This window comes from Comamonas aquatilis (assembly GCF_965139575.1).
Classification (GTDB): Bacteria; Pseudomonadota; Gammaproteobacteria; order Burkholderiales; family Burkholderiaceae_C; genus Comamonas; species Comamonas aquatilis.
This window is the reverse complement of record NZ_CBCSIW010000030.1, coordinates 23512-35825: the sequence shown is the minus strand read 5'-3', so window position 1 is coordinate 35825 and position 12314 is coordinate 23512. Positions and strand designations below refer to the sequence as shown.

Genomic DNA, 12314 nt, shown 5'->3' with positions numbered 1-12314 from the left:
GCNNCNTCGCAGAGGCGATTGCCGAGAACAGCGGTGCCGGCCAAGTGGTCTACACCGCCCAGGCCAGCGATGCCCATGCGGTCAGCTACAGCCTGGCCGCAGGCGGCGATGCCGCCGCCTTCAGCATTGATGCAGCTACCGGCAAGGTCACGCTGACCGACAGCCCGGACTACGAAACCAAGGCCAGCTATCAATTCACCGTGGTAGCCACCGATGCGCTGGGCAACCACAGCGAGAAGAATGTGACGCTGGCGATCGGCGATGTGGAGGAGATGCCTCCAACGGTGAGCGCTGTCAGCATTGCTGCAACGGGTGTGCAGAACAACACGCTGAATGCCGGTGATATTGTCAATGTGACTGTGACCATGAGTGAAGACACTCTGGTGGATACCACGAACGGCGTGCCGCGCATTGCGCTCAACCTGGGAAGCAACACGGTCTATGCCGGCTATGTCTCCGGCGGCGGAACGGCCAGCCTGGTTTTTCAATATGTCGTTCAGGCCGGCGATGTTGACGCAGACGGCATAGCCATACCTGCCGATGCATTGCAACTCAATCGCGGCGTGCTCAAGGACGCAGCTGGCAACCATGCGCTGTTGAGTCATCCAGCGTTGGAGGATGAATCGGCCTATCGAGTCGATACCGAGGCACCTGCAGCTCCGGCCCTGAGTCTTGTCAGCGATACCGGCCGTGCTGATGGGGTCACCAGCAATGCGGCGCTCAGTACCAGTGGCACCGAATCGGGAGCACTGGTTGAGTACCGTATCAAACTTGACTCGGGGGACTTCGCTGACTGGTCCGCGAACTATGTGGCTCCTACAGTTGACGGTCGTTACACCGTAGAGGTGCGTCAGTTCGATGCAGCCGGCAATGTTTCCGAATCCGGACGCTTGGAGTTCACGCTCGATACCACTGCGCCGGCTGCGCCGGCTCTTCAACTACTGGCGGGCAGCGATAGCGGGCGTTTCGATAATGATGGTATTACCAGTGCTTCGGCTCCCACACTGCGGGTGTCTTTGCTAGGCAGTGGTGCCACGGCCGCAGTTGCAGGTGATGTGGTCAAGGTGTTTCTGGGCGGATCGACTCCGGTGGGTACCGCAACCCTGACGGCGGATGATATTTTGGCTGGTTATGTGGACATTGCCACCAGCAGTCTGGGGGGGGATGGCACCAAGAGTTTGACGGCCACGTTGACCGACGGTGCAGGCCATACCAGTACGACCAGTGCGGCACTGAATTTGACGCTGGACAGCGTTGCCAAGCAGTTGATCGGAGAGGGACAGCTTAACCAGCAGACCGGTGTGGATAATCCTTTTGCGGGCGTATCCACTGGCCTGTGGGCATTTCCAGCGCTGGGCGATCTGAATGGTGATGGTCGACTCGATCTGGTGGTAGGGATGATTAGCCGCCCCAATTTGGTTCGCACCTATTTTCAGCAGGAAGATGGCAGCTTTGTGCAGGCTATCGGGGGCAACGACCCGATGGCTGGGAGTGAGACAGGCGCCGATTACTCATTCCCTGCTTTGCTGGATGTGGATGGTGATGGCTTGCAGGACATGTTGGTCGGCGTCACTAGTGGCATGAGCGGTGGTTCCGAAGGAACGGTCAAGTATTTCAAGAACACAGGAACCGCCAGCCAACCGCAATTCACTGAGCAAACAGGCAGTAACAACCCCTTTGCTAGCATCCATCGTCCCGGTTATGCATTTTTGGCAGCCGGAGATATAGACGGCGATGGTGACGAAGATCTGCTAGTGGGACAGTGGGCGAATAGTGGGGAGGCCATTCAGCTTTGGCGCAATGAAGGTAATGGTGTCTTCACGCAGGTCAGTGGCGCAGCTAATCCCTTCAACAGCCTTGAAGGAGTCAGTGGATCCGGCTTCTCTATCCCGTACCTGGGGGATTTCAATGGTGACGGCAAGCTGGACTTCGCTGTTTTTGGCAAGGACAACAAGATCTGGTTGTATCAAGGCAACGGTCAGGGAGAGTTTGTCCCGGAGGTCGAAAACAACCCGTTCAAGGATTTGCAGTTGAATGTTCCCTTTGCTGCAGCTGGGGACATAGACGGCGATGGTGATGCCGATTTTCTGATGGGTGACCAGGGCGGTACCATCCGCTATTTCCGCAACGATGTGACTTTTGCCGTGCGTTTGGCAGACGAGCAGATCAACACCGGCAAGGGGACCAACGCTGTTTCAACCTACGCTTCGCATGATCTCCAACTGAGCGGTTCGGGTGCTGAAGCCCATGCTCGTATCACCATTGCATTGCAGGGCAGCAACACGCCTATCGGCCAGGCGACTGCCGATGCGAATGGCAAATGGTCTTTTACCTGGACCGAGTCCCTGGAGCCCGGCGAATATCTGCTGAGCGTGAGCCAGACGGATATCGCAGGCAATACTTCTATCGCTTCCGCACCCTATAGCGTGGTTGTGCAGCCTATTCCTACACCTCAAGTCGCGCTGAGCCAAGACACGGGGACTGACGGCAGCGACGGCATTACCAGCAGCGCAGCCTTGACCGTCGCGGGGAACCTCTCTGGCTTTGTGGTGGAGTACCGCCTCAAGGAAGGCTCTGGCGCATTTGGCGACTGGAGCACCTCCTATGCGGCACCCGTTGTGGACGGCGCATATGCCGTGGAAGTGCGCCAGCGCGATGCGGCCGGCAATACCTCAGGCGTCGCTAGCCTGGAGTTCACGCTTGATGCGCACAATCCTGTCTTCAGCTCCGAGACCGTTGCTGCCGCTATCGACGAGAACAGCGGTGCCGGCCAAGTGGTCTACAGCGCAGCGGCCAACGACGATCACACCGTGGTTTTCAGCTTGAAGGCCTGCGGTGATGCAGCCGCGTTCAGCATCGACTCAGCGACCGGGCAGGTCACGCTGACAGGCAATCCGGATTACGAGACCAAAGCCAGCTACAGCTTCACGGTGGTGGCTACCGATTTGGCGGGCAACCATAGCCAGCAGTTGGTGACGCTGGCCATCAACAATGTGGACGACACGGCGCCTACGCTGACGGAAGCCAGTCCCGCCGATGGAGCGGGCAACGTGGATGCTGGGGCCAATATCGTGCTGACCTTCTCCGAGGCCGTGCTGGCGGGTACAGGCTCTATCCGCATCGTCAATGAGGACAATTCGAACCAGTCGCTGAGCATCGATGTGACCGACAGCAATCAGGTCAGCATCAACGGCGCGACAGTGACAATCAACCCGAGCAGCGATTTGTGGGCCGGCGCGCGTTACCACATTGAAGTGGACAGTGGAGCGCTCAAGGATGCAGCAGGCAATGGCTATGTGGGCATTAGCGACAGCACGACACTGAATTTTGCGGTGACTGCCGGGGAACCCTTGAGCCGTACCTTGATGGTGTACAGCGATGGCGTGTATGTGGATCAGGACGCGAATGGGGTGTTCAGCCAGGGCGACACTGCTTTGGTGACCAAGGGCGCCATGGGTTGGGAGTACACCGAGGCCGCCAAAGGTACACCGGGTTTCCATGGCGTGACGGGCAGTGCCGTGATTAACGGCCTTCAAGATGGCAGCGGCCATGCCATCAATCTGGATCACGATATCTGGACAGTGAAGTTCATGAGCGCTGTTGCCCCCACGTTGGACCTGAATGGTTTGGGCGCCAATGACTTCCTGCAAGTGGTCATGGATGACCGCACCGTTTACGGCAACACGGCCATGGGATTGGACATGGGGGAACTGAATCAGAATTATGGTCCTTGGTGGATGCAAACCGCTGCAGGCAACGATTTCAGAGAAGTCAGGCACTATTCCCCGAGCGGTTTTGATGCCACGCTGCGCGTGAGTGCGAACGTTGAAGGGATAAACGCTTGGTACAGCAAGCCAGGCGAAAGCAACACACTGGATCTGGCTATCAATGTCGGTGCGAGCTTTAATTTCGAGGAGCACCTGACCTTCTTCGTACCGATCATGCCAGCTTGATTTCAGTCTGTACGACGCCGGTATTTCGTTGCCATTTTTTTTGATAGCGCCCAACGCTTTATTGAAAAGCGTTGGGCGCTATTTTTATAAGTATTTCCATGCCATTGAGCGCTCGCTGCATGCTCTGCTTTGTTCGGCATGGCTCGCGCCAAGGTCGTTGATCGATCAACGATTCAAAGAGTTGAGGGAGCAAGCTGCGCCTTCTGGCAGCAGGCGATTGAACCAAGTGCCAAGGAGGTTGGCGCAAAGCTGCAGTCGTGAGGGGAAATGAAAAAGGCAGGAGACCCTCCTGCCTGATAGATAGTGCAGCCCAACGGGCATACGGGTGGCATGGTTGCTGCGACTAGGCGCCACGCATCCGGATCGCCTGCGGCAGAGCCATGCGCACCGCCTTGATTGGCACAGGGGGCCGCGTTGCCATGAATGGAGACAACGCATCTGCGTGCTCTGCAATCTAGCGTTCCTTGAAGGACTCGCTGAGCGTCTTGTTCAGCGGCTTGAGTAGATAGTTCATCAGTGTGCGCTCGCCGGTGCGTATGTCCAACTGAGCGGTCATGCCGGGCAGGATTTCCAGCGTGCGGCCGGTGCTGCTGACCACAGGCTGGCCCGGCTTGGGCGCCTGTGGGCGTACGTGAACGCGGTAGTAAATTTCTTCGCCGCGCGGGGTGTTTTCCTTGAGCGTGTCGGCGCTGACATAGGTCACCTCGCCCTGCACGGAACCATAGATGGTGTAGTCGAACGGGTCCAGCCGCACCGTGGCTGGTAGGCCCACGCGCACGCGTGCAATGTCGGCGGGCAGCACCTTGGCTTCAAGGATGAGTGCGTCGTCCTGGGGCACGATCTGCATGATTTCCTCGCCCGCCCGCAACACGCCGCCCAGAGTGGTGACGCGCACGTTCTTGACGATGCCGGAGCCGGCAGCGGTGAAGATGCTGTCATGCACTTCCTGACGGCGGCGGGTTCTCAACTGGCTGACCTGGCTCAGCTCGTCCTCGGCTTTGCTCAGGTCGGCGCGGGCATCCTCCAGGAATTTGTTGCGCCGGCCAATGAGTCTGGCCTCGGCTTCGTTCACGCCACGCTGGGCGCGCAGCGCTTCGGCGGTGCTGACGTCACCGGAGCGCTGCAGCCCTTCGACCAGCACCAGCTCCTTGCGAGCCAGATCCACAGCGGTTTGCAACGTGCGCAGGTCTTCCTGCAGGCCCTGGCGACGCTGGAGGAACAGCGCGCGTTCGATGGCAGCCTGCTCGCGCAAAACGGTGCTGGTCTGGATCGGGAACTGCGGTGCGCTCAGCCCCATGGCTTCGGCGCGCAGTCTGGCAATCCGGGCCTGCAGGCCGGCAATGCGGGCATCGACTTCGCCCGCGGCCGCTTCCAGCCGCGTGGGGTCCAGCCTAGCCAGCAGTTGGCCGGCGCGCACCTGATCGCCTTCTCTGACATTCAGTTCGGACAACACGCCGCCGTCCACGGACTGGATGATTTGCACCCGGCTGCTGGCAATGACCTCGCCGCGCGCCTTGGCGACTTCGTCGATCTGGAAAAACATGGCCCACAGCACAAATCCGAGCAGGACCAGCGCAATGGCCCAGATCAGACCGGCTGCTGCACGGCTTTGGTGGTAGTTTTTCAGGCGCTGCACGCGGGCTGAGTCAGCGCTCTCTTCTTCAAACAGGTCTATGGGCATGCATTACTCCTGCGTCTGTGCAGCCATGGCGTCAGGCGTTGCAGCCGGGGTGCTGGTGGTGGGGGCAGGCGTCGCGGTCTGGGGCTGCACCCGTACTTGCCGCAACTGCAGCGCCGAGGGTTGCTGAGGTGCTGCTGCAGCGGAGGGCGTGGCGGGCGTAGTGATCGGGGCACCGCCAGCACGGGCCATCAGACCTGGCATGACTTGGTCAGGCCGACCATCGCGGCTGACTTGTCCCTGCTGCAGCACGATGACGCGGGTGGCCAGAGGCATGGCAGCCATGGGCCGGTGTGTGGAAACGATGAGTATGTCTTCGGGGCGCAGCAACTGCTGCAACTGCTGCCAGACGCGCGCCTCAGCATCTCCGTCCAACGAGGCCGTGGGTTCATCGAGCAGCCAGATGCGGGGACGCGCCATCAGCACGCGGGCCAGACCCACGAGCTGGCGTTGCCCGCCGGACAGGCCTTCGCCGCCTTCGCTGATTTCCATATCCATGCCTTGCGGGCTGCCCGCCGCGATCTGGTCCAGACCAAGGGCGCGCGCGGTTTCAAGCATGGCGGAATCACTGACGGCACCGGACAGCGCCAGATTGCTGCGCAACGTACCCTTGAACAATTGAACGCTCTGAGGCAGGTATCCGACTTGGGTGCTGACGATCTGGGGGTCTATCTCCCACAGGTCGGCATCGCCCAGGCGCACGCGGCCTTCGCTAGGGCGATACAGGCCGGCCAGCACCTTGAGCAGCGTGGATTTTCCGCCGCCCACGGGGCCAAGCAGCAGTACGCGCTCGCCGGACTTGAATTCGAGACGTGGCAGATTCAGCAGCTGAAGCGGGGAGTGGAGGAAGGCAAAGCGCAACTGCTCCACGGCCAATGTTTCGGGCTGGCGCTCGGGCAGAAGCAAGGTCTGCTGAGGGCGGCGCTCGGGGTTGAGTTTCAGCAGGCCGTTGACCATTTGCAGCGATTCGCTGACCTGCTGCCACTGCACAAGATATTGCACGCCCTGGGCGATGGGAGCGATGACGCGCCCGCCCAGGATGCTGCAGGCGATCATGCCGCCCATGGTCAGATGTCCGGCTTCAACCTGCCAGACGCCAACGACGATGGCTGCTACATAGGCCAGCGTGGACAGGCTGGCCGTGGTAGTGGCACTGAAATGAGTCAGAGATTTTTGCTGGATGCTGTAGCCGGCAATCGATTGGCTCAGCTTTTGCCAGTCCTGGGCGAAACGCCAGCCAGCATGGCTGGCACGTATGCTTTCCGCGCCCCGAATGCTATCTACCAGCAGGCCCTGGCGCTCGTTGCTGCGCATCATCTGCTGGCGGGTCAACCGACGCAGGCGCAGCCGGGTGTACAGGCCTATCAGCAATGCCACGGGCAATATGCCTGCATAGACCCAGCCGATATGGCCGCCGATCAGGGCGATGAGGCCGATGAAGAGCAGCGCAAATGGTAAATCCACCAGTGCGAAGATGATGCTGGAGGAAAAAAACTGCCGTACCGAGTCCAGTGCGCCGACCTGCGCGGCCAGCGTGCCCAGGCTGCGCGGCTGTTGATCGAGCTGTAAGCGCAGCAGATGTTCATAGACCCGCTGGGACAGGCGCTGATCCATGCCGCAGGTCACGCTGTCCAGGATATGGGCGCGCAAGGTCTTGAGCAGCCAGTCCAGGCCTACCATCAGCAGCATGCCTACGGTCAACGTGGCCAGGGTCGCGTAGGCCATGGTGGGAACGACGCGGTCGTAGACCTGCATGGCGAAGATGGAGGTCGGGATGGCCAGCAGGTTTACCAGCAACGTGGCCATGACCACGCGTGGAATCCAGCCCCGGCTGCGCAGCAGTTCGTGCCAGACCATACGCAGCGCCGGGTTGCCTTGGCCTTCTTGTGCATCGTCGCTACTGTGTCTTGTCGGGCCGCGCAACCACAGCACCTCGGCTTCGTGCAAGGCGTCTTCAGTGCATTCGCGTGGTGCGGCACCGTCACGGCTCAGTGTGATCCGCCCAGGAGCCGGACGCTCGGCAAGCCACCATTGCTCTTCGAGCCAGAGCAATGCCGGTAGCCGGCGCGGATCCAGACGGCGCCAGGGCAGGATGGCCGCCTGGATGTCTTTCAAGCCAGCGTCGCTCAGCAGTTGTCGCAACTGTTCCAACGGGTGGGTTTGTGCCCGGGTTTTCAATGTGTGGCCGTGAGCCTGGGCCAGCTCTGCGGTGTTGGCACTGATACGCAGTTTGCCCAGCAGGGCCTGCAGTTCGGGCAGGGATACGGGTTTCATTGGAGCTTATCGGGGTTGCGAGGGCATTGCCGGCATGGCACCGGGTTCATCCAGCCGACCCATGCGGGCCGACAGGCGAAGGCTGTTGACGCGCCAGCTGGCTTGCACCTGGGCTTGCTGCATTTGCTGGTCTGCCAGCTCGCGTACGGCATTGAGCACGTCGAGCCAGCTTTTGTAGCCGGATTCGTATTGGCGGCGAAACGATGCCAGGGTGTTCTCCAGCGTCATCACCGATTCGGCATAACCGGCCAGCAAGGTCTGGTCGGAAGCGCGGCGGTCCAGCAACTGGCGCAGCTGGATCTGCTGCTCGTGGCGCTGCTGGGCCAAGTCCTGGCGCGCGGCTTCTACGCGTTCCAATGCAGCTCGCTGCTGCGCCTGATTGGCCAAGCCCATACCTTCCAGGCTGGCTTGCATGACGATGTTGAGTGTGGTGCTGCTGGTTTGATTGGGCAGCCTTGCGACCTGATTGCGTCCAGCCTCCAGCAGCACGGTAGGCATGGTGGCCGTACGTGCGCGTTGCACATCGGCTTCGGCCAGCGTCACCATGGCCTCACGCAGGCGCACAGGCGCACTTTGTTCCAATACCTGCTCGCTGATCGTCGGGTCGCCTGGCAGATCAACCATGAAGGAAGGCGCTGGCAGATCGCTGGCCACCGTCAACTGGGTCAACGCCTGCAGCGCAGCCTCTGCATTGCGCAGATCGGCTGCGGCGGTCTCGCGCTGAGCTCGGGCTTGTAGCAGGCGACTCTGCGCCATGCTGACATCCACCGTGGAAGCCAGCCCGCCAGTGGCCCGGCGCTGGATTTGTTGCTGTAATTCCTGATGGCGAAGCACGCTTTGCTCCGCCACGGCCAGGCGTTCGCGCGCACCTTGTACATTGGAGTAGCTGACGGCGGTTTCTTCCAGCAACTGCCTCACGGTGAACCAGGCATCGGCTTGCTGCACCTGAATGTCCTGGTCTGCATAGGCGATTGCGTTGTCGATACGGCCAAATGCCCATAAGGGTTGTCTAGCGCTGATCGTGGCGGTACTGGCGCCGCTATAGCCTGAATTCTGACCGGTGCCGATCGAGGTGCTGAGCGTGGGGTAACGTGCGGCACGCGCGCCATCGGCGGCGGACTCCTTGGCTCGAACTTGTGCTTGCTTGCCAGCCAGTGCAGGGTGGTTCTGCAGCATGCTGCGCAGAGCCGCCGGCAGTCCGGAGGGGAAATCGGTGATGGCTTGAGCAGAGGCTGAAAAGGCCAGGCAGCAGGCGATGCCTGCGGTCAGAAGAAGGGAGCGATGCATGATGGGGCGTTAGCCGACCAGTAGGTGTGGCGACACGGTCTGACGGAGCGCTCGGCAGCGCGCGATCATCGAGTCATTGATGAATGGCCCGAGAGGGTGCGTTGGCTGCCTGGCAGCTGGTTATAAGCGCATTGACGGCCGCCAATCTGAGTGATTCTGAGCAAGAGCGACCGGTTTGCGTGCCGCAGGAGAATTTCTATGGGGCTTTTGTGGCTCAGAGGCTGACGAGAGCCTTCGCGTGAAAGCGATAGCCCATATTTCGCGCCGTGTTGATCGGCAAGGTCAGTCCACTGCATTCATCGACCTTGCGGCGCAGGCGGCGCATCTGGGTGTCCAGTCGTCGCTGGTCGTAGCTGAGAAAGTCTTCGTCCAGTGCTTGAATGATCTGTCTGCGACTAACGATACTGCCAGCATGGCGCATTAGTTCATGCAAAACGGTTAAGTCCTGCTCGGACAGAGCAATGGTCGGCCCTCCTGGTGGATGCAAGCTTCGGGGTCCAGGCTTCAGCACCCAGGTGTCTGCCAGGCTGGTGTTGGGTGCATTCAGGCGCCTGGACAGCGCTGAGAGGGTTGCAGCCAGTTCGTCCAGATCCGAGGTTTTGGGAAGGTAGTGGTCTGCTCCGATATCCAGCCCGCTGACACGGTCGCGTGCACTGCCGCGCGCGCTGAGCACCACGATGCCTAACTGTTCACCGCGTGCACGCAGTTCCTGAATCAAGCTCAGGCCATCGCCATCGGGAAGTCCCAAGTCGAGCAGGGCAATAGCGTGGCGGGCGGGGTCAAAGCGCTGGCGAAAACCCTCCAGCGAGGACTCGGCGTCAACGCGGTAGCCGCAGCCACTGAGAAAGTCACACAACTCGTCACGCAGCACCGCCTCGTCTTCGAGCAAGATCACATCAAGCATGGGTCTAGGGTAAGTTGCGGGGCAAGTGCCAATCTGAGCAATTCTGAGCGCCGACCGGTATTGTGCTTCAGACGGGCGCCTTCGCATTCCTGACGCGCATCGCGCGTACGCCGATAATCTGCGCCGATGTGGACCCTGATATCGTTTCCAATGGCGCGGCTGGTTCGGCACTGGTGGTGGGCGCTGCTGGCTGCCCTGCTGCTGGCCGCAGGCACCCCTGCCAGTGCTCAGCCTGTGCTGCAGCTTGATGCCGCCAGCAGTATATCGACCGGTGGTTATCTGGCGCTTTTACGCGACTCAGGCGGATTGATGGATGCCGATACGGCGGCCAGAGCGACTTCGTGGCGGGCGCTGCCCGGCTCGGTGAAGCTGGGTTATACCGATGATGCGGTCTGGCTGCGCCTGAATGTGCAACGCAGCGAAGAGGCTCAGACGCGGTGGCTGCTGAAGTTCAGCAGTGCGTTGCTCGACGATGTCCGTTTGTATCGGCGTGATCGCTACGGAAATTGGCAGTTGGTGCAGCGCTCAGGCGAAGAACAGGACCGCCGGTCTTGGCCTATCGATGCCAGGAGCCCGGTGCTGCCGCTGCAACTGGATAGCGCTGAGCCTGAGTCACTTTTGTTGCGTGTACAGACTCGCAATGCGCTGACGACGCGCCTGGACATCGCCACACCGGAGTTGCACGGAGCCGAATCGCAGCGCGAAAGCTTTTATTACGGGCTGGGCCTTGGCTTCGGCCTGCTGCTGATCCTGTTCCACGCTTTGTTCTGGCTGAAGACACGCGAAGCGGTCAATGTTTGGTATGTGGTCTATGTGGGACTTGCCTTGCAAAGCGAGTGGCTGACTTCCGGCCTGGCACAGCAGACCCTTGGTTTGCCGGGATGGCTGTCGGATTATTGGCTGAGCCTGGTCTTGTGCGCGGCCCTGCCTGTTGGAGTGTTCTACAGCGACATGCAACTGGGGCTGGCACAGAGAATGCCGCGCTTCAGTCGGGGCTTGATTGTCTTTTTTACCGCGATAGGGCTGCTTGCTGCAATGCTTGTCATTGGGGGCGAGATTGGTGCCGGCATGCTGCTGATGCAGCTTGCTGCCTTGACCGCCATGGTGATCATGATTGGGACGGCTGTCTGGATGCTGCCGCGAGACGATGGTCGGGCACGCGTCTTTCTGTTGGTGTTTGGCATCTATTACGCTGGTGTGATGGTGGCCTTTTTGCGCAATCTGGGGCTGCTGCCCAACACGGCGATTACCCAGAATGCCACGGCTTTGGGAACCCTGATACACATGGTTGTGATGAGTGTGCGTCTCAGCGAAGGCTACGACAGGATGCGCCGCGAGAAAGAGGCTGCTCAGCAGCGCGTGGTGACTTGGGCTGAGCAACAAACCGAGCTGTTGGAGCAGGAAGTGCTTCGTCGAACCGAGGATTTGCGCCAGGAGATCGGGCGAAGAGAATATCTCGAGCTTGAACTGCGAGCGGCGCTGGAGACCGAGCGCCGGACGAGGCAGTCACAGCTTGACTTCATCGCCATGATTTCGCATGAATTTCTCACGCCGCTGGCCATCATCAACACCACGGCCCAGCAGATCGCTCGCAATCTTGATGCTGCGCGCGAGAAAACGCTGGCACGCTGCACAAATTTGCGCAACGCAGCCAAGCGTATGGTGGCTCTGGTCGATGAGTATTTGAGCCGGGACCGCATGAACACCGAGCAGGCGCCGTTCCAACCACGAATGTGTTCTGGCGATGAGTTGCGTAAGCTCCTGGCCGATTTGGTGGCTGACTGGCCCGATGAAAGGGTAAAACTGCATGACGCGGCCGTACCCGAGCGTTTGTGGTGCGACTTGCAACTGTTGCGGGTGGCTGTGCGAAATCTGTTGGCGAACGCCGATCGTCATACTGCCTCCGGCTTGCAGTTTGAGTTGGAGGTGCTGCTGCCATCTCAGAACAGGATTGCTTTTCGAGTCCGCAACCCTGGCGCCGGGGTGCCTGCCGATGAAGTGCCTTATCTATTTGAAAAGTATTTTCGTGGTCGTCAGACTCAGCAATCGCCAGGGGCAGGGCTAGGCTTGTATCTGGTTCGCCGGATCGCAGAGTTGCATGACGGCGAGGTCGTTCTGGAAAATCAGGGGCAGGAAAAGACGGTAGGCTTTCTGATCAGTCTTCCCGCATGAACCGGCGGATGCAAACGGTTGATGCAAAGGCTCGCTGAACGGGAGC

Annotated in this window: 6 protein-coding genes; 2 read left to right on the top strand and 4 right to left on the bottom strand. The window is 60.3% G+C overall.

Annotation, left to right across the window (positions count from 1 at the left end):
• The first annotated feature begins 17 nt into the window (after positions 1-17).
• Positions 18-3953 carry an Ig-like domain-containing protein gene (locus ACNAZA_RS21295; protein ID WP_415798498.1) on the top strand — a complete coding sequence of 1312 codons (3936 nt, stop codon included), beginning with the start codon at positions 18-20 and terminating at the stop codon, positions 3951-3953.
• Positions 3954-4407: 454 nt separating this feature from the next.
• Here the strand turns inward: ACNAZA_RS21295 and ACNAZA_RS21290 are convergent, their stop codons facing one another.
• From ACNAZA_RS21290 to ACNAZA_RS21275, 4 genes are all read right to left on the bottom strand, one after another.
• Positions 4408-5634, bottom strand: coding sequence for an HlyD family efflux transporter periplasmic adaptor subunit (locus tag ACNAZA_RS21290; RefSeq protein ID WP_415798493.1), 1227 nt, complete (start codon positions 5632-5634; stop codon positions 4408-4410).
• Positions 5635-5637: 3 nt separating this feature from the next.
• On the bottom strand, positions 5638-7905 hold the full coding sequence (locus ACNAZA_RS21285; protein WP_415798492.1) for an ATP-binding cassette domain-containing protein: 2268 nt from the start codon (positions 7903-7905) through the stop codon (positions 5638-5640).
• Positions 7906-7911: 6 nt separating this feature from the next.
• Positions 7912-9192, bottom strand: a complete 1281-nt coding sequence (locus tag ACNAZA_RS21280; protein WP_415798491.1) for a TolC family protein — start codon at positions 9190-9192, stop codon at positions 7912-7914.
• 214 nt (positions 9193-9406) lie between these two features.
• The gene (locus tag ACNAZA_RS21275) at positions 9407-10096 is read right to left on the bottom strand and encodes a response regulator transcription factor (protein WP_415798490.1); all 690 of its coding nucleotides are present in this window, start codon (positions 10094-10096) and stop codon (positions 9407-9409) included.
• A gap of 126 nt (positions 10097-10222) precedes the next feature.
• Between ACNAZA_RS21275 and ACNAZA_RS21270 the strand changes: the two genes are divergently transcribed.
• On the top strand, positions 10223-12268 hold the full coding sequence (locus tag ACNAZA_RS21270; protein ID WP_415798488.1) for a sensor histidine kinase: 2046 nt from the start codon (positions 10223-10225) through the stop codon (positions 12266-12268).
• The last annotated feature ends 46 nt before the right edge of the window (positions 12269-12314 follow it).

Coding starts and splice junctions, on each gene's coding strand:
- ACNAZA_RS21280 (WP_415798491.1), bottom strand. CDS start 9,192: ATGCATCGCTCCCTTCTTCTGACCGCAGGCATCGCCTGCTGCCTGGCC.
- ACNAZA_RS21285 (WP_415798492.1), bottom strand. CDS start 7,905: ATGAAACCCGTATCCCTGCCCGAACTGCAGGCCCTGCTGGGCAAACTG.
- ACNAZA_RS21275 (WP_415798490.1), bottom strand. CDS start 10,096: ATGCTTGATGTGATCTTGCTCGAAGACGAGGCGGTGCTGCGTGACGAG.
- ACNAZA_RS21270 (WP_415798488.1), top strand. CDS start 10,223: ATGTGGACCCTGATATCGTTTCCAATGGCGCGGCTGGTTCGGCACTGG.
- ACNAZA_RS21290 (WP_415798493.1), bottom strand. CDS start 5,634: ATGCCCATAGACCTGTTTGAAGAAGAGAGCGCTGACTCAGCCCGCGTG.